The organism is Halomonas sp. QHL1, from assembly GCF_001882345.1.
In the GTDB taxonomy this organism is placed as follows: domain Bacteria; phylum Pseudomonadota; class Gammaproteobacteria; order Pseudomonadales; family Halomonadaceae; genus Vreelandella.
This window is the reverse complement of record NZ_MINL01000001.1, coordinates 1,188,498-1,206,285: the sequence shown is the minus strand read 5'-3', so window position 1 is coordinate 1,206,285 and position 17,788 is coordinate 1,188,498. Positions and strand designations below refer to the sequence as shown.

The 17,788-nt window shown below is 57.8% G+C and carries 13 protein-coding genes; 2 read left to right on the top strand and 11 right to left on the bottom strand.

The features are described from left to right. Nucleotides 1-13 precede the first annotated feature (13 nt). From QHL1GM_RS05500 to ptsP, 3 genes are read right to left on the bottom strand one after another with little or no spacing between them, the layout of a single operon-like run. On the bottom strand, nt 14-1,747 hold the full coding sequence (locus QHL1GM_RS05500) for a PTS fructose-like transporter subunit IIB (protein WP_071693575.1): 1,734 nt from the start codon (nt 1,745-1,747) through the stop codon (nt 14-16). Then, a complete protein-coding gene (pfkB, locus tag QHL1GM_RS05495; protein ID WP_071693574.1) occupies nt 1,744-2,727 on the bottom strand; it encodes a 1-phosphofructokinase in 984 nt (327 codons plus the stop codon). The genes QHL1GM_RS05500 and pfkB overlap by 4 nt, the downstream gene beginning before the upstream one ends. After that, nucleotides 2,727-5,597 (bottom strand): phosphoenolpyruvate--protein phosphotransferase, encoded by a 2,871-nt coding sequence (gene ptsP / locus QHL1GM_RS05490; RefSeq protein WP_071693573.1) that lies wholly within the window; start codon nt 5,595-5,597, stop codon nt 2,727-2,729. The genes pfkB and ptsP overlap by 1 nt, the downstream gene beginning before the upstream one ends. A 277-nt stretch (nt 5,598-5,874) precedes the next feature. On the opposite strand from ptsP, the gene cra reads away from it, so the two are divergent. After that, a complete protein-coding gene (gene cra, locus QHL1GM_RS05485; protein WP_071693572.1) occupies nt 5,875-6,852 on the top strand; it encodes a catabolite repressor/activator in 978 nt (325 codons plus the stop codon). Here the strand turns inward: cra and QHL1GM_RS05480 are convergent. Together QHL1GM_RS05480 and pyk are read right to left on the bottom strand one after the other, a co-directional pair. Beyond that, nucleotides 6,849-7,325 carry a methylglyoxal synthase gene (locus tag QHL1GM_RS05480; protein ID WP_071693571.1) on the bottom strand — a complete coding sequence of 159 codons (477 nt, stop codon included), beginning with the start codon at nt 7,323-7,325 and terminating at the stop codon, nt 6,849-6,851. The genes cra and QHL1GM_RS05480 overlap by 4 nt on opposite strands. A gap of 87 nt (nt 7,326-7,412) precedes the next feature. Then, entirely contained in the window at nt 7,413-8,933 is a 1,521-nt protein-coding gene (gene pyk / locus QHL1GM_RS05475; RefSeq protein ID WP_071693570.1) for a pyruvate kinase, read from the bottom strand. 213 nt (nt 8,934-9,146) lie between these two features. Between pyk and gap the strand changes: the two genes are divergently transcribed. Next, on the top strand, nt 9,147-10,151 hold the full coding sequence (gap, locus tag QHL1GM_RS05470) for a type I glyceraldehyde-3-phosphate dehydrogenase (protein ID WP_071693569.1): 1,005 nt from the start codon (nt 9,147-9,149) through the stop codon (nt 10,149-10,151). A 21-nt stretch (nt 10,152-10,172) separates the two neighbouring features. On the opposite strand, the gene QHL1GM_RS05465 is transcribed toward gap, so the two are convergent. From QHL1GM_RS05465 to QHL1GM_RS05440, 6 genes are all read right to left on the bottom strand, one after another. After that, entirely contained in the window at nt 10,173-11,222 is a 1,050-nt protein-coding gene (locus QHL1GM_RS05465) for a LacI family DNA-binding transcriptional regulator (RefSeq protein WP_254795262.1), read from the bottom strand. Between the two features lie 164 nt (nt 11,223-11,386). Next, the gene (locus tag QHL1GM_RS05460) at nt 11,387-12,493 is read right to left on the bottom strand and encodes an ABC transporter ATP-binding protein (protein ID WP_071693568.1); all 1,107 of its coding nucleotides are present in this window, start codon (nt 12,491-12,493) and stop codon (nt 11,387-11,389) included. Between the two features lie 72 nt (nt 12,494-12,565). Continuing rightward, nucleotides 12,566-14,227 (bottom strand): alpha-glucosidase family protein, encoded by a 1,662-nt coding sequence (locus tag QHL1GM_RS05455; RefSeq protein ID WP_071695922.1) that lies wholly within the window; start codon nt 14,225-14,227, stop codon nt 12,566-12,568. A 31-nt stretch (nt 14,228-14,258) separates the two neighbouring features. Continuing rightward, complete coding sequence (locus QHL1GM_RS05450; protein WP_035580176.1) at nt 14,259-15,101, bottom strand: carbohydrate ABC transporter permease; 843 nt, start codon at nt 15,099-15,101, stop codon at nt 14,259-14,261. Beyond that, complete coding sequence (locus QHL1GM_RS05445; RefSeq protein WP_071693567.1) at nt 15,101-16,084, bottom strand: carbohydrate ABC transporter permease; 984 nt, start codon at nt 16,082-16,084, stop codon at nt 15,101-15,103. Before QHL1GM_RS05445 ends, QHL1GM_RS05450 begins: the two co-directional genes overlap by 1 nt. Nucleotides 16,085-16,099: 15 nt before the next feature. Continuing rightward, a complete protein-coding gene (locus QHL1GM_RS05440; RefSeq protein ID WP_071693566.1) occupies nt 16,100-17,371 on the bottom strand; it encodes an ABC transporter substrate-binding protein in 1,272 nt (423 codons plus the stop codon). Nucleotides 17,372-17,788: the final 417 nt, after the last annotated feature.

Here is a 17,788-nt window from a genome sequence, read left to right as displayed (position 1 = left end):
TTGGTAACAGCGGTTAGGTGGCGAGTGCTACCTGTGCCGCATCACGTTTGATAAATGCATAGCCTAAACCCGTCACCAGCGAGCCAGCCACAATAGCGCCAAGGTAGAGCAGTGCCGGGGTAATGGCGTTGGGGATCAGCAGTACAAAGATACCGCCGTGAGGTGCCATCAGTTTTGCACCTACCAGCATCGAGAGGGCGCCGGTGAGTGCACCCCCTGCGATACAGGCGGGGATAACGCGTAGCGGGTCTTTTGCCGCAAAGGGGATCGCGCCTTCACTGATAAAACACAAGCCCAGTACGAAAGAGGCTTTACCCGCTTCGCGCTCCGGTGCCGAGAACTTGTTGCGCGCTACGAAGCTGGCAATACCCATGCCTATGGCAGGTACCATCCCCGCCGCCATAATAGCCGCCATGGGACCGTAAGTTTCAGAAGCGAGCAGGCCTACGCCAAAGGTGTAAGCCGCTTTGTTGACCGGGCCACCCAGATCGAAGCACATCATCGCGCCCAGCAGAATACCCAGCAGTACTGCGTTGGTGGAGCCCATGGATTCCAGGAAGCTGGTCAGGGCATTAAGCAGCGCCGCGACCGGTTCGCCAATTACGTAAATCATGGTCAGGCCGGTGACCAAACTGGCCACCAGAGGAATGATCAGAATTGGCTTGAGGGATTCAACACTGGAGGGCAGTTTGACATAGCGCGTAACCGCCAGCGCCACGTAGCCTGCCAGGAAACCTGCCAAAATACCGCCGATAAAGCCGGAGCCGATATTAGCCGCTAGCATGCCACCAATCATACCCGGTGCGATGCCGGGGCGGTCGGCGATGGAGTAGGCAATATAGCCTGCCAGCACTGGAATCATAAGTGCAAAGGCGGTGCCGCCACCGATCTGCATCAGTGCGGCGGCCAGGGTGCCTTCCTGCTCAAAGGCCTCAATGCCAAACACAAAGGAGAGCGCAATTAGCAGGCCGCCGGCCACTACCATCGGCAGCATAAAGGAAACGCCGGTGAGCAGGTGCTTATAAACGCCTTTCTCTTTGACGCTCTTATTGGCTGTGCCCGCACTGCTGCTGCCGCTCTCTATAGCGGCCTCGCTAAGCGCGGCTTCAAGGGTAGGGCGTGGCTTTTTCAGCGCGTTGCCGGTAGAAGTGCGGTAGATGCGCTTACCAGCAAACCGCGACGGATCAACGTCGATATCGCAGGCTAGTACGACTATGTCGGCGTCGGCGATCTCTTCTTCGGTCAATTTATCTTGTGCGCCCACCGAGCCTTGGGTTTCGACGCGAATGGCGTGGCCCATGGCTTTGCCCGCCTCTGAGAGTGCTTCGGCGGCCATAAAGGTATGCGCCACGCCGGTGGGGCAGGCGGTGACGGCAACGATTTTCTTGCCACCTGTGCTGCTTGCAGCGGTAGGTGCGATAGAAGCGGCAGGTGCGCTATAAATCGGCGCTTCACGCTTAGCCTGGGCCAGAAAAGCGCTGGGGTCGGGGAGTGCACTGGCAATCGGCGCTTGGAATAGCCGCTTGCCTTCAAAGCGCTCCGGGACAGGCACGTGATCAGCGGCGACCACGATCAAATCAGCATTGGCGATCTGCTCGGCAGTGGCGGCCTGGAGTGGCGCGACTTCACCGTGCATTTCCACGTGTGCCGACCAGCCTTGACGCTGGGCGGCTTGTTCCAGGCGCTTAGCCGCGAGGAAGGTGGTCGCCATGCCGCTGGGGCAGGCGGTAATCAGAATAATATTCATAGCGTGGCTCCCTCGGTGATGGTGTCATCAAGACGCCGTATCCGGGTGTGTTGTTGGAGTGAATCGAAATCGGCAGCGTGGGGGTTGCCCACGCCAACGTGGCGCACGGCCTCGGCCGAGAGCGCGGTGGCAAAGCGCAGCGTCTGTTCAGCGTCTTGCTGGCCGTTCTGATGAGTCAGCAGGCCGTGGAGCATGCCCGCAACAAAGGTATCGCCAGCGCAAACGGTATTCGTCGCGGTAACCTTGGGGGGTGTGGCGTGCCAGGCACCCTGGGCGTTAACCCACAGCACTCCTTCGGCTCCTGCTGAAATCAGCGCATGGGCGATGCCGCTTTTATGCAGTCGCTTGGCCGCATTCAAGCGCGCATCGGATGAGGTCATATCTTCGCCCGCCCACTCTGCAAGTTCGTTTTCATTAGGCTTAACACCGGCGGGGTGAGTCGCTATGGCCGCATTGAGTGCCGGGCCACTGGTATCTACCCAGAGCGGTACGCCGCTGGCGTTTAAGTGGTTTAACAGCGCGCTGAAATCGTCCAGTGATAGCCCGGGGGGCAGGCTGCCCGCCACGACGACCGCCTGGGGTGGCGTCGCGCTGGAAAGCTCGGTATTCAGTTTGTCGATCAGTGTCTGCAAATGCGCGACGTCAATCGGCATGCCGGGGCCGTTAATATCGGTAACGCGGCCGCTCTGTTCAGCAATTTTGGCATTAATGCGGGTTTCCCCCGGCACGCGCACAAAGGCGTCGGTCAGGGAGTACTTGGCAAATGCCAATTGGAAGGGAGCGTCGTTATCGGCACCTAAAAAGCCGCTGACGGTGACGTCGTGGCCAAGACCTGCCAATACGCGGGCAACGTTAACGCCTTTGCCCGCTGCTTCTAACTGGGCGCTAGTCGGGCGGTTGACGCTACCCAACACCAGCGACTCTAGGTTAAACGCCAAATCCAGCGCCGGGTTCAAGGTAATGCACAGCACGCGGGCCATTAGCGGGCCTCCAGTGCATCGCGCACTTCATCGCTGGTGGCTTGAGAAAGAGCCAACTGAGCGCTGGCCTGGGCGTCAGCGAGGTCAAACTCGCGCAGGCGGGCTTTGACCAGCGGGATCTGCCGTGCGCTGACGGAGAGCTCGTCCACGCCAAGGCCTACCAATACGGGAATGGCTACGGCGTCTGAGGCTAATTCGCCGCACACGCCGACCCATTTGCCTTGAGTGTGGGCTGCCGCCACGGTCATTTGAATCAAGCGCAGCACCGCCGGGTGCAAGCCATCGGCTTGGGCGGAGAGTTCCGGGTGGCCGCGGTCTATCGCCAGGGTGTACTGGGTCAAGTCGTTGGTGCCGACTGAGAAGAAATCGACTTCGGCGGCGAGACTGGGCGCCAGCAGCGCGCTAGAGGGTATTTCAATCATCACTCCCAACTGCACATCGGTGGCCCGCTGGGAAGTAGGGATCTCTTGGAGTAGGCGGTCGTAGATGACTTTAACCGCGCGGAACTCGGCGATATCTTTGACCATCGGCAGCATAATCCGCAGGGGACTATCCTTACTTGCCATCAATAGCGCGCGAAGCTGCGTCTCGAGTACCTCGGGTTGGGTCAACGCTAAACGAATACCGCGTAGGCCTAAGAAGGGGTTGTCTTCTTGGGGCACTGGCCAGTAGGGCAGCGGTTTATCGCCACCGACATCCAGAGTGCGTGCTACTAGCGGTCGGCCATCTAGCGCGTCAATTGCCTGACGGTACTCGCTAATCTGAGTGGCTAAGTCTGGGGCGCTGGCGTGAGCCATAAACAGAAATTCGGTACGCAGCAGGCCAACAGCCTCAGCGCCGCGCTCCACCGCATCGGCAGCGTGGGCGGTGTTACCCAGGTTGGCGGCGACTTCCACACGGTGCCCATCGCGTGTTTGGGCGACCTCAAAACGTGTTTCCCAGGCATCGGCTTCGCGCTGCTGGAGATCGAGCAACTGTTGCTCGGCACGCTGTAGGCGCTCTTCGGAAGGCTGCGACGTTACTCGGCCACGTTCGCCATCCAGAATCATCATGCTGGCGTTGTTAAGCGCCATTACCGCTTGCCCGGCGCCAACGACGGCGGGAATACCTAGTGCGCGGGCCAGAATAGCGCTGTGCGCCGTGGCGCCACCGCGTACGGTTAGCAGGCCGCGCACGCGAGAGGTATCCAGGCGGGCCACATCGGAAGGGCCGATATCGTCCATCACCAGAATGTAGGGATGATCCGGCGGTTCGGGAAGCGTCACATCGCAGAGGACGCCCAGCACCCGGCGGCCTACGTCGCGCAGGTCGGCAGCGCGTTCGGCCAGCAGGCGGTCGGCGAGCATCTCCTGGGCGTGGGCCGCGGTTTCAATAGCCTCCCACCAGCCCGCTTCCGCCGAGCGTCCTTCACGAATGGCATCCGTCGCCGCGTGATGGAGTTCCGGGTCGTCGAGCATCTCTTCGTGCATCGAAAGAATGTCGGCGACTTCGCCACCCGGAGCGTTATGCACCAATGTGTGCAGCTGGGCGGCGCCCTCTTTCAACGCGCTATTTAAACGGATGATTTCGTGTTCAGCGTCGCTGGCGTGCTCGGCGTACTCGAATTGCATCGGGCGAATGACAAACACGGGCGCAATGGCCAAGCCCGGCGAGGCGGCCACACCGGCGTGGGGCGTATCGGCAGCGAGGGGCTCGACGGCCGGTTGGGCGGTGCTCGCTTCCGGCGCGCTATCAAAGCCGCCGTCAAAGGGTGTGACTTTCTCTCCCAGGCCCGATTCAACAGCTTCGGCGACGGCCTCTAGCGCTGCGCTTGCCTGCTCACCCTCGGCTGAAAGCACCAGCCACTGGCCGCGGCGTGCGCCCAGGCCAATCACTTTGGTCAGGCTGGCGGCAGAAACCGGGGTGGCGCTGCCTTCTTCCAAACGTGCCTGAATCGGCATGGCCTGGGCGCGGGCGATTTGCACCAGCTGTTTGGCGGGGCGGGCGTGGAGGCCATGGGGGTTAAGCACCCGTACCCGGCGGGTTTGGGTATTTGCGGTTTCGCCCGCCAGGGTGGCCAGCAGCTGAGCGCTGGTTTTGCCAATCATGCTTTGGCTTTCGCTGTTTTCCAACACCGCCATCAGTTGCTCTAACAGCGGGCGGTGGGCATCGCCGCGGGCGGCGAGGCAGAACAGTGCATGCACTGGATGGCCAGCGCTTTCCAGGCTTTGTTCAGCAGGTGTGGCCACCCCAAGCGCGGGCTGATTAACGCCCTGGGCGCTGCTTGCTAGCCACAGCCCTTTGCCTAACCAGGTCGGCTGCGCCGCGGCGACGGCGGTAATAAAACTGTTATCGACACAGCCGCTTTGGCGTAAGCGGGCGGCTGCAGCCAGGGCGAGTTCCTGTGGGTCGCGAGCAGGAAAGTTGACGCATAGAGTGTCGGCATCCAGGCGCGGTTCTAATGCGGGTTTGGAAAGCAGGCGCGCGACATCTGCCGCGGAGGTGGCGTTTGCCAACTGCTCTGAAACGCCTTCGCGATCCAGCACGTGGGTGAGCTGGCGCAGAATATCCAGGTGCTCATCGTTCTGCGCAGCGATGGTTACCAGTACGTGCACCTGCTGGCCGTCGTGCCACTTGATCCCTTGGGGAAACTGCAACACGCGCACGCCCGTTTTCTTCACATACTGGCGGCTTTCTGGCGTACCGTGGGGGATCGCGATGGCATTGCCTAGAAACGTTGATGATTGTGCCTCGCGGGCGTGTAGGCCGTCGCGGTACTCGGCCTCAACTAATCCGGCGTCAACCAGCGCCTCAGCGGCGCTGTCCAGAGCGGTTTGCCAGATGTCGGCGTGGCGGTCTAGCAAGATGTCATCGGGGCCGAGTGTCAACATAGTATTCTCCTGTAAACGCGCACTGCCGATTTTAGTAGGCCAAAGTCGAAGCAGAGCCGAGTACATAAAGTGATCGTCGCTAAATGATCATGGTAATGGCATGGACGCCTATGGGATGAACCGTGCCGTTTCAGTCGGTTTATCCTTGCCATTAAATCTGGGTATGGTGCTATGCTGAATCGATTCACTGAATGACACAAGGCTTGGGCGTTTAGACTTTGGTCTGGTAGGCGCTAACTTGCTGATAAACTGCTTGGTTACACTAAGGGAGACCCGAATGACTCTTGCCGATATTGCCCGGCTAGCCGGCGTCTCGCGCACGACCGCTAGCTACGTGATTAATGGTCAGGCCGAGCAGCGGCGCATAAGCGCAGCGACGATTGAAAAAGTGATGGCGGTGGTTCGCCAACACCGCTATCACATTGACCCCCAGGCGGCTGCGCTGCGCCGGGGCGCAAGCCGGTTGCTGGGGCTTATCGTGCCGGACCTGGAGAACATCAGTTATGCCCGCCTAGCTAAACGCCTGGAGCGGGGTGCACGGGAGCAGGGTTATCAGCTGTTGATCGTAAGCTCGGATGACTGCGCAGAGAGTGAACGAACACTGGCGTTGGCGCTGCGTGCCCAGCGCTGTGAGGTGTTGATCACTGCTAGCTGTTTGCCCAGCGACGACACTTTTTATGCCAGCCTGGTAGACGAGGGCTGGTGCGTGGTGGGAATGGACCGTGGCCTCAACCCAGCGCGCTTTGCCAGTGTCGTGAGTAACGATCAGGAGGCGGCTAAGACGTTGACCCGCTCGGTGATCGACGCGGCAACCAAACGTGTTGCCTGGCTGGAAGCGATGCCGGATCTGTCGGTTAGCTGCGAACGGCGGGCGGGGTTTCAGGCAGCCCTTAAAGGCAGCGAGATAGAGCCGCTTTATCTAACCGGTTCACACTATGAGCGCAGCGAAGGGGCGCGTTTAGCGATTCAGCTGCTGGATGAGCAGGGCGGTGCAGACGCGTTGGTGACGGCTTCCTATACGCTGCTGGAAGGGGTGTTTGATGTGTTCTTAGAGCGCGGTGGCCTGCCGGAAAATATTCGCCTAGCCACCTTTGGCGACCACCGGCTGCTGGATTTTCTTCCTCGGCCCGTTAACTCGGCGCTCCAGGATTACGACCGTATCGCCGAGTTAACGTTGAGCTGTGCCCTAGCCGCCATGAATGGCCAGTATGAGAGCGGGCTGCAGGTAGTGGCGCGCCATCTGCACCGGCGTTAAACAGTGCGCGCCTGGGCCCAAGCTGCTGCATCCGGTATCGACATGTCGTAGCTCTCGCTCAAGTAGGGCGAGGAGAGGACGAAGTCTGCACTCGCCGCATTACAGGCGACCGGTACATTCCACAGCGCGGCTAAACGCAGCAGCGCTTTGACATCCGGGTCGTGGGGCTGGGGCGAGAAGGGATCCCAAAAGAAGATCAGTACATCCAGACGCTGCTCCGCAATCCGTGCGCCAATCTGCTGGTCACCGCCCAGGGGCCCGCTCATTAGACCCTCGACTTCTAATCCTAAAACGGTTTTAAGCCGCTTTGACGTTGTGCCCGTGCCAATCAGCTCGTGCTGGCTTAACGTATCCTGCCAGCGGGTTGCCCACTCAAGCATTTCACTCTTCTTACCATCGTGGGCAATCAGTGCAATGCGCTTGCGCGCTTGCAGGGTGCGGATGGCTTGGCGGGGCGGTTGCGCGTCACTCATTTGGTCACTTCCCTCATGGTTCAATTGCCTTACGGTCGTATGGCCGAATGGCGTTTTTGTTTTAACGTCGTTACCGAGGTTAGCCGATTACTCGCTTTCCAGGGCAAGGATTTTCATCGTATTGGTGCCGCCGTGGGCATTCATATGGTCGCCGCGAGTGAGAATGATATGCTCGCCAGGGTGGACAAATCCCTGCGCCTGCAAGCATTTCAAGGCTTCCTGGTTAAGGTTGGCCGGATCCATATCGGTGGTGTCGAAAGGAATGGAAACAACGCCCCGATAGAGTGCCATGCGCCGCTGGGCGATAGGGCTGTGGGCCAACCCCACAATCGGCAGGCCGGAGCGAATGCGCGACGCAATCAGCGGTGTATAGCCGGTGGAGGTCATGCAGGCGATGGCGCTGACGCCGGATAAGTGATTCGCTGCATACATGGCCGATAGCGCGATGGTTTCATCGATACGCTCAAAGCCTTCATGAATACGGTGGCCTGACTCCTGAGCGAGACGCTCACGTTCGGCACCCAGACAAACGCGGTTCATCGCGTCGATGGTTTCCACCGGGTAATCACCCGCCGCGGTTTCCGCAGAGAGCATCACCGCGTCGGTGGCGTCGAGCACCGCGTTGGCCACGTCGAAGACTTCGGCGCGGGTGGGCAGCGGCGACTCAATCATCGACTCCATCATTTGGGTGGCAGTAATCACTGCGCGGTTGAGTGTTCGTGCGTGTTTAATGATGCGCTTCTGAGTACCAATCAGCGCAGCGTCACCAATCTCAACGCCCAGGTCGCCCCTGGCCACCATGACCGCCTCGGAGGCTTCAATGATGCCATCCAACGTGGCGTCGTCGGCAACCGCTTCGGCGCGTTCAAGCTTAGCCACTAGGCCGATCTCTTTACCGGCTTCGCCAAGCAGTTCGCGGGCTTCTTGCATATCCGCGGCGCTGCGTGGAAAGGAGACCGCTAAGTAATCAACGCCGATCTCAATAGCGGTTTTTAGATCGGCCTTATCTTTCTCAGTGAGGGCGGGCGCTGAGAGTCCGCCTCCCTGTTTATTAATACCTTTATTGTTGGAGAGCTTGCCACCCACGTGAACGCGGGTATGCACTTCTTGTCCAATTACCCGTGTGACATCGAGTACTAAACGGCCGTCGTCGAGCAGTAGGCGATCGCCCTCAATGACGTCATCGGCCAGGGTCTGATAGTCGCAACCCACGCGTTCTGCAGTGCCGCTATTGGCGTCCAGCGCCATGTCCAAGACAAATGTTTGGCCGACATCGAGTTTGACGGCGCCTTCGACAAAGCGCGCAATACGAATTTTTGGCCCCTGCAGGTCGCCCAGCGCTGCAACGCTGCGGCCAAGGCGCTCGGCGATCTCACGTACTTCGCTTAAGCGACGGCGGTGATCGTCTGCCGAGCCGTGAGAGAAGTTCAGCCGCACCACATCCACGCCAGCTTTTAGCATCGCTTCCAGCACGCCCGGGCGATCACTGGCGGGCCCGAGAGTGGCGACGATTTTGGTGCGTCTTAAAGGTGTATGAGAACCTGAAGAGTGATAGGAAAGAGGGTTAGTAGACGCCTGAGCTGCTGTGTTCGAGGTAGCTTTTGTCACGAGGGCGCTCTCCTTATGCAAGGGCATTGTTGGCAATTTAGTATTGGACTACGATAGCGTTTATATAGTAATTTTACTACATATTGGATATTTACTAGCCTTTTGGGGCGGTTAAGTCGCTATTTATCGGCCTCATGACGCTTAAATACGTATTTTTAGTAATTTTTTTACTAAAAATACCACTCATTATTATTGGTTAATTGAGGAGCTATCATGACAATAAGAGTTGCGATTAACGGATTTGGCCGTATTGGCCGCAATGTACTGCGCGCCCTTTACGAAAACAGCTACCGTGACCGCGTACAGGTCGTCGCCATTAACGATCTTGGCGACCCTTCGTTAAATTCCCACCTGCTGCGTCACGATACCGTGCATGGTCACTTCCCCTTTAAGGTAGAACACGACGCCGAGAGCATCACGGTGGATGGCGATCGCATCGCTATCTCCTCAGAGCGCGATCCTTCGCAGCTGCCGTGGGCATCGATGAATATCGATCTGGTGATGGAGTGCACCGGGTTGTTTACCAAACGAGATGCAGCGGCAAAGCATATCGAAGCGGGTGCCAAGCGCGTGTTGATTTCTGCACCCAGCCCTGACGCTGATGCGACGATTGTGTATGGCGTGAATGATCAGGTGTTGACCGCAGAGCACACGGTTGTCTCTAACGCCTCTTGTACCACCAACTGCCTAGCGCCGGTTGCGAAAGCGTTGAACGATGCGGTAGGTATCGAAAACGGCTTGATGACCACGGTGCACGCCTACACCAACGATCAGAACCTGTCGGATGTTTACCACTCTGACCCCTACCGGGCGCGCAGTGCCACCCACTCAATGATCCCGACCAAAACCGGCGCTGCCGCAGCGGTGGGCTTGGTGCTACCAGAGCTGGCGGGCAAATTTGACGGCTTGGCCGTTCGCGTACCGGTGATCAACGTTTCGCTGGTGGATCTGACCTTTACTGCCAGTCGCGATACCACTAAAGAAGAGATTAATGCCATCGTTGAGAAGGCCGCGGCTAACTCACCGGTACTGGCCGTTAACGCTGAGCCGCTGGTCTCTATTGATTTCAACCACGATGCCAACTCATCGACTTTCGATGCTAATCACACTCGCGTGAATGGTCGTCTGGTTAAAATCATGGCGTGGTACGACAACGAGTGGGGCTTCTCCAACCGTATGCTGGATACCGCGCTGGCCATGCAGGCAACTGCCAAGTAACACGCTGCCAGGTATCCACTACTAAGGGCAGGTATCGCCCAGCAGCAGTTCAGTTTGCAGTAGCTGTTGGGCGAGGGGGACGCGGCCAAGAATCATCTGCGCCGCGACCCGCCCTTTACCCACGCTATCCTGGCGTACCGTGGTTAAACGCGGTGCCCGGTACTGCCCCTCGGCAATGCCATCGAACCCGGTAATGCGTAACTCTTCCGGCACCCGAATACCTCGCTGCTCGGCCAGCGTTAGCGCCGTGAGCGCAATGCGGTCAGACATGCACAACAGCAGGTCTGGCCGTTTCTCTATGGGCTGGTCGAGAATCTCGGCAATCACCGGCGAGCACACCTCGAAGGTATTTTCCTCGATATTCCAGAGCGGCACTTGCTCCACATCTACGCCTTGCTCGCTCAGCGCGCCATGAAAGCCTTCAAGGCGGGCGCGGCTGATCGTGCTGGTGTTGGGCAGCAGGGTGTGCTCGGCCGTCACCCGGCCATTGCAGACCTCTTTGGTTAAACGCAGATTGATAATCGCCGGGCGTTTGGGCAACTGACTAAGCGCATGCTGGGCGATTTTATAGCTAGCGGCGGTATCGTCGATATGCACCGTCGGGCAGCCTTCAATATCAAAATCGACGGCCACCAGGGTGCGCTGGGCGGGCAGTTCGTCGAGCAGTTTGTTGTTGGGCATTAGTCCATAGACGATAAAGCCATCGGCAATGTTCGCGGAGCCCGGCGGCTGCGAGGCGTGGCCGCGACCCGGCAGTAGCAGCAGCGTGTGGCCGTGGGCGTCGAGGACTTCGGCAACCCCGGATAAAAACTCGCTAGCCACGGCGTCGTTCAAACTGTAAGTAAGGCTTTCCGCAAGAATCACCGCAATAATCCGCGAGCGGCCGGTGCGCAGGCTGCGCGCTTTAGCATCAGGGCCGCTGTACCCCAGCCGTTTGGCCTCTTTAAGTATACGTACGCGCAGGGCTGGAGAGAGCTGATCCGGCCGGTTAAAGGCATTGGAAATCGTTGCAGTGGAGACATTGAGTTCCTGCGCAAGATCCTTGAGTGTCATTCGGCGCTGATCAGTCACGGTACTTCCTTTACAGGCTTTTTTAATAATTGAAGACTTGGCTATTCAAAGCGCGTGCATAATAAAATCGACCCGCTGGGTGCTACCACCCCCATGATAAGCGAAGGGGAGGTCAGGCACACACAGTGGGTCGTCAATGTGGATATTTGGGTTGTCTCTTGTGCTTAAGCCGCCGCTTGTTGAGTGGGTAGTGTCAGTGCCGTACCACGCTCATCAAACAAGTGTACTTTTTCCCAATCCGCTGCCAGTGACACCTGCTGGCCCTCCTGCCACTGGCTGGGTGCTTCGCTGCGATGGATCAGCAGTGTGTCGCCCTGTTTGGGCTCAAGGTAGACGTAAACCTCGTTGCCTAAATACTCCACGTTGACGATATCAAAGCAGTTGTCATCGGTGGGCGCCGCTAAGCATAGGTGCTCTGGGCGAATGCCGAGGGTCAACGCTTCGCCGCTACGCAACTGCTGGGCATTCTGGGGCAGGGTGAGTTCGCCAATCCCTGCAGCCCGAACGCGGCAGCCGTTGGCGTCGCCAGCGATCAGCTCTGTGGGCATAAAGTTCATGGTGGGTGAGCCGATAAACCCGGCAACAAATTTCGTCGCTGGGCGCTGGTAAAGCTCGTGTGGGCTGCCTACCTGCTCGACGTGACCACCATTGAGCACCACGATTTTGTCGGCCAGGGTCATGGCTTCCACCTGGTCGTGGGTCACGTAAATCATGGTGGAGCCCAGGCGGTTATGCAGCCGGGCGATCTCGTTACGCATCTGCACCCGCAGCGAGGCATCCAGGTTGGAGAGTGGCTCGTCAAATAGCAGAATGCGGGGTTCACGCGCCATGGCTCGGCCCATTGCCACCCGCTGGCGTTGACCGCCTGAGAGCGCCTTGGGTTTACGATGCAGCAGCTCTTCCAACTGCAGAATCTTGGCGGTGGTCATCACCCGCTCGTGCACTGTCTCTTTGTCGGTTATAGCCAGCTTTAGGCCAAACGCCATATTGTCGTAAACAGTCATGTGCGGATAGAGCGCGTAGGACTGAAACACCATGCCCACCCCTCGCTCACGGGGTGGCAAGTCGTTGACCACCGTTTCGCCCATATAAAGATCGCCATCGCTAATCGACTCCAAGCCGGCGATCAGCCTTAAAAGCGTCGACTTGCCACAGCCGGAAGGGCCAACGAAAACCACAAACTCACCGTCGCCAATGTGCAGATCCACATCGTTAATAATGTGATCGCTACCAAACACTTTATTGATCTTGTTAAGCGTAACACTTGCCATGGGTGACTCCTTGCCGACCTCATTGCTTTACGCGCATTGGGTCGGCCTGTTCTTGTGTACGGTTGTGTGCAATTAACGGTTATGAGCAACACGCATAAAGGCTGCTTGATACCCTGGTAGCGTTAAAGCGTCGCCGTCACGCTGGGTGTTAAAACCGTGGCCCTGCAAATCGCTCTCAATCGCTAGTGGCAGGCTAACCGTAAGGGCCTCGGCGGTTAGGTTGAAAACGCATAGCAGCGTTTCATACCCTTTTTGTCGGGTAAAACCCAGCAGCGTTTCGCCTACATCGACAAGCGTTAAGTCACCGTCGAACAGCGCGGGGTGTTGGCGACGGAAGGTCAGCATGTTGCGCAGTGCATTCAGTGTGGAGTTGGCATCATCCTGCTGGCGGCTGACCGCCATATCTTGATGACGGGCCTCCATGGGTAACCAAGGCTCAACGCTGGAAAAACCACCATGTTCGCTATCGTTCCAGGGCATTGGCGTGCGGCAGCCGTCGCGACCTTTAAATTCCGGCCAGAGTACTTTGCCGTAAGGGTCTTGAATGCGTTCAAACGGCACATCGGCTTCCGGGAGGCCCAGCTCTTCACCTTGGTAAAGGCAGACGCTACCGCGCAGCGAGCAGAGCATGGCCAGCGCCACTTTAGGGTAGGCGGTGGGGTCTTCGCCAGCGCCCCAGCGGGTGGCACTACGCACGACGTCATGGTTGGAGGTCGCCCAGCAGGGCCAGGCGTCGCCAGCCAGGCGCTGAAAGCGCTCCAGCACTTCATGAATATAGCGTGCCGAGTGGGGCGTGTTGAGCAGGTCGAAGGTGTAAGCCATATGCAGCTTGTCGCCACCGGCGGTGTACTCGGCCATGCGCTCTAGCGGGTTATCGTCGCCAATTTCACCTACGGTCGTGGTGCCGGGATACTCGTCCATCAGCGCCCGTAGGTCTTTCAAGAAGTCGAGGTTTTCGGGGCGGCTCAGGTCGTAGACATGGCGCTGCCAGGTATAGGGGTTGCTATCCGGTGCGCCCAGGGTTTTAGCTTCGCCTTTGGGCACCGGCGGGTTGTCGCGTAGCTTAGCATCGTGGAAGTAGAAGTTAACTGTATCCAAGCGGAAACCGTCCACGCCCAGCTCCAGCCAGAAGCGCATATTATCCAACTGCGCTTGACGAGCCTCCGGATTATGGAAGTTAACGTCCGGCTGGCTGGTCAGGAAGTTATGCATATAGTACTGCTGGCGGCGGGAATCAAAGGTCCACGCCGGGCCGCCGAAAATCGACAGCCAGTTATTAGGCGGCGTGCCGTCAGGCTTGGGGTCGGCCCAGACAAACCAGTCGGCTTTAGGGTTGCTGCGGTTTTGGCGACTCTCCTGAAACCAGGCGTGTTGATCCGAGGTGTGGCTTATAACCTGGTCGATCACTACCTTTAAGCCCAGCGAGTGGGCTTTTGTCAGTAGCGCTTTAAAATCTTCCAGGGTGCCGAACATGGGGTCGACGTCGCAGTAATCGCTAATGTCGTAGCCAAAATCGAGCATCGGCGAGGTGAAAAACGGTGATAGCCAAATGCCGTCCACATTGAGGGAGGCAACGTAATCGAGTTTTTCGGTAATACCGTTAAGATCGCCAATGCCGTCGCCGCGGCTATCCATAAAGCTACGCGGGTAGATCTGGTAGATAACGCCGCCGCGCCACCAGAGTGTGTTGTCTTGCCCAGTTGCGGCGTCTTGCCCCGTTGTAGCGACTTGCATAGTAGAGTCCATCGTTGACATAAAAAATTCCTTATCCTTTAACGGCGCCTGCGGTAAGGCCCGACACAATGCGGCGCTGGAAGATAATCACTAATACGACCAGTGGCACCGTGACCACCACAGAAGCGGCCATAATCGGCCCCCAAGGTAGTTCGTAGGCGCTACCGCCAGAGAGCAGCGCGATGGCCACGGGCACCGTGCGTTGGGTGTCGGTCAGCGTGAAGGTGAGGGCGAACAGAAATTCGTTCCAAGCGGCGATAAACGCCAGCAAGCCAGTGGTCGCCATGGCGGGCCACATGAGCGGCAGAAACACTTTAGTTATCGTCACCCAGGGCGTGGCGCCGTCCATAATGGCGGCCTCTTCCAGCTCCATAGGCAGCTGCTTCATAAAGGTGGTCAATACCCATACGGTGAAGGGCAGGGTGAAGATGGTATAACTTAAAATCAGCCCAGCGGGGTTGTTGTAGAGATTGAGCGCACGGATCACCTCAAACAGGCCGGAAAGTACCGCCACCTGGGGGAACATTGAAACGCCCAGGATCACCAGCAGCACCGTGGAGCGCCCGCGAAAGCGCACGCGGCCCAGGGCGTAGGAAGCGGTAATGCCGAGTAGCAGGGCGATGAACACCACGCTAAACGCGACGATGATTGAGTTGAAAATGGCGCGCAGAAAGCTGGTCTGGGTGAAGATGCTGATGTAGTTATCGAAGTTCCAGTTCGAAGGCCATAGCTCAACCCTGAACAGGTCGCTCGATGGTTTTAACGAGGTGACTACCGCGTAGTAGAACGGGAAAACGGCGTACACCATGATCAGCACAATCAGCGCCCAAAACCCGATGCGCTTGGCTATTTTCGCCAACTGACGCGTGTTCATTAATCACCTCCCAATTGGATTTGTTTACGCCCAGCGTAGAGGTAAGCCACGGTAGCCAGGGCAATGATTAGGAACAGCAGGGTAGAGGCGGCGCTGCCGTAACCGACATCCTGAAACTCAACCAGCTGTTGGCGGGCGTAAACCGACATCGACATGGTGCTGGTGGAGTTGGAGGTGAGTACGTAAATGACATCGAAGACGCGCAGCGCATCCAGCAGGCGGAAAATCACTGCGACCATTAACGCCGGGGTAATCAGCGGTAGGGTAACTTTGAAGAACACCCGCAGCGGGTGAATGCCGTCTACCTCGGCGGCCTCGTAGCAATCCTTGGGCAGCATCTGCAGAGCAGCGAGCACCAACAGCGCCACGAAGGGAATGGTTTTCCACACATCGACCATAATCACCGCCCACATGGAGTAGGCGGCGTTAGCCGTCCAAGCGATGGGGGCATCGATAATGCCCACGTTCATCAGTAGGTGGTTGATGATGCCGAACTGGTCGTTGAGCATCCATGCCCACATTTGCGCGGAAACAATGGTTGGGATTGCCCAGGGAATCAGCACCGCAGCGCGCACAATCACGCGGCCCTTAAACTCAGCGTTCAAAATCAGCGCCACAACCACCCCGAAAACCACTTCCAGCGATACCGACACCACCGAGAAGTAGACGGTATTCCATACTGACTGCCACCACACCGAGTCAGCCAGTACCCCATACCAGCGGCCATCGTCATAGACAAGGTAATTCTCAAAACCAATCAGATTGGCGGCGCCTAAATCCGATAGCGACGCATCGGTAAAGCTAAGAAAAAAGGTGCGCACCAGTGGCCAGCCAGCCACCAGGGTTAACGCAATCAGCATTGGGGCTAAAAAGAGCCAGGCGGCTTTAACCCGCTGACGGCGAACCTTAGTGCCCCGGCGCGGCTTGGTAGTGAAAGAACGCGCCCCGGCGGGCGCGTCATCATGCTTGATGGAGGTCGACATGGAAGGGCTCCAGGGTTACCAGTTGCGACGCTTCAGGCGAGCCAATTCGTCTTCAAGGTCAGCGACCGCTTGAGTGCCATCTTTAGTGCCGGAAAGCACATCATGGGTGGTGCTGAAGAAGGCGTTGCTGACTCGGCCATAGGCATCGCCGGTGGGGGCAGAGGGGCGAGCGACCGCATTGACGAAGGTGTCGTAAAGGGTGCCAAAGAAGGGCACTGCTTCAAGCACTTCGTCATCCTGGTAGAGGGCGTCGATCGTGGGGTTGTAGGAGGCCTCTATGGCGCGCCGCTTCTGCTCCTCTTTACCAGTCAGGAAAGCGACCAGCTCCGCGGCTAGTTCAGGGTGTTCGCTGTAGCGCGATACGGCCAAGTTCCAGCCGCCCAGGCCAGCGGCACTTTGACCGTTTTCGCCACCCGCGGGCAGTTGGGTAACGCCTACATTGCCGCGTACGTCGCTGTCGTCACTCTGTGTCAGCGTCCAGGCGTAGGGCCAGTTGCGCATAAACACCGCATTGCCGCCCTGGAAGACACCGCGTGCTTCCTCTTCGGTGTAATTGAGTACGCCGTTGGGCGAGATATCGCCAATCCAAGTAGCGGCTAAGTCGAGCGCTTCGGCGGCATGTTCGTTGTTAATGCTTATCTCGCCATCGGTTTCTACGACGGTTCCGCCGCCAAAGCTGGCGACCCACTCAAGTGCGTTAACGGTCAAGCCTTCATAAGCACGGCCCTGAAACACATACCCCTGCATGCGATCATTGCCCTCGGCGCGTTCGGCGTCTTTAATCTCGCGGGCAATCTCGGTGAGTTCCTGCCAAGTGGTCGGCGCCTCATGGCCATATTTTTCTAACAGATCTTCGCGGTAGTAGAGCACGCCCGCATCGGTGAACCACGGCATGGCGACTAAGCGATCATCGATGGTGTTGTTGGTAACAATGGTTTCAAAGTGCCCGGCAGCGGCGTCATCACCCAGCACTTCTCGCAGGTCAAGCAGGTGGTTGGCGAGCAAGCCTGGCCACACCACATCGATTTGCATCACATCGATATCGCTGGAGTTAGCCGAAAGGATCTGCTGGTAGAGCGAAAGGCGCTCGGTGGAGGAGTTGGGCGTTGAGACCACATCGACGCTATGGCCGGTTTTCTCCTCCCAGGCGGCGACGCCTTCCTGGCACAGCGTCAGCTCCGCACCTACCGCGCCGCAAGAGATGGTGAGTTCTTCAGCCTGGGCCTGGCTTGTCGAGCTCAGCGTGCTGGCCATTGCGATAGCGGTAGTGATTAAAGTCTTTTTCATAACGGCGGACCTCTACGTTTATTGTTGTGGATGGGTGTTGCATCTAGATCAGCGTTAAGTCGCTAGCTAAGCGTTTTCTCAATCGCTCTCTTAACTTTTATCTTAATCGATTAAGTTCATGCTGCTCAGTTAGCCGCTTTGACTGAGTAAGTTCAATAGCGACTTTTGTCTAACAACATTATTCAGTTTTCACTAAATAAAATCGTTCCTTAGACATTAGTCGTTAATTAGCAACTAGCCGTTGGTAAAAAGAGACTTAATCGATTAAGTTCTGGCTATCTTTCCTTAAGCACCGTGGCGTTTCATCAGAGCCGCTCCCCCCTGGGCGAACCGTGCAAGGGAAGTGTTATCGATTCTATCTTAATCGATTTAGACAAAAGCGCTTATAAATAGCGGCTTACCAATAACAATAGGGTA

Bases quoted from the DNA above. Each gene is read 5' to 3' on its own strand.
- QHL1GM_RS05500 (WP_071693575.1), bottom strand. From the start codon at position 1,747: ATGAATATTATTCTGATTACCGCCTGCCCCAGCGGCATGGCGACCACC.
- pfkB (WP_071693574.1), bottom strand. From the start codon at position 2,727: ATGGCCCGCGTGCTGTGCATTACCTTGAACCCGGCGCTGGATTTGGCG.
- ptsP (WP_071693573.1), bottom strand. From the start codon at position 5,597: ATGTTGACACTCGGCCCCGATGACATCTTGCTAGACCGCCACGCCGAC.
- cra (WP_071693572.1), top strand. From the start codon at position 5,875: ATGACTCTTGCCGATATTGCCCGGCTAGCCGGCGTCTCGCGCACGACC.
- QHL1GM_RS05480 (WP_071693571.1), bottom strand. From the start codon at position 7,325: ATGAGTGACGCGCAACCGCCCCGCCAAGCCATCCGCACCCTGCAAGCG.
- gap (WP_071693569.1), top strand. From the start codon at position 9,147: ATGACAATAAGAGTTGCGATTAACGGATTTGGCCGTATTGGCCGCAAT.
- QHL1GM_RS05460 (WP_071693568.1), bottom strand. From the start codon at position 12,493: ATGGCAAGTGTTACGCTTAACAAGATCAATAAAGTGTTTGGTAGCGAT.
- QHL1GM_RS05455 (WP_071695922.1), bottom strand. From the start codon at position 14,227: ATGCAAGTCGCTACAACGGGGCAAGACGCCGCAACTGGGCAAGACAAC.
- QHL1GM_RS05450 (WP_035580176.1), bottom strand. From the start codon at position 15,101: ATGAACACGCGTCAGTTGGCGAAAATAGCCAAGCGCATCGGGTTTTGG.
- QHL1GM_RS05445 (WP_071693567.1), bottom strand. From the start codon at position 16,084: ATGTCGACCTCCATCAAGCATGATGACGCGCCCGCCGGGGCGCGTTCT.
- QHL1GM_RS05440 (WP_071693566.1), bottom strand. From the start codon at position 17,371: ATGAAAAAGACTTTAATCACTACCGCTATCGCAATGGCCAGCACGCTG.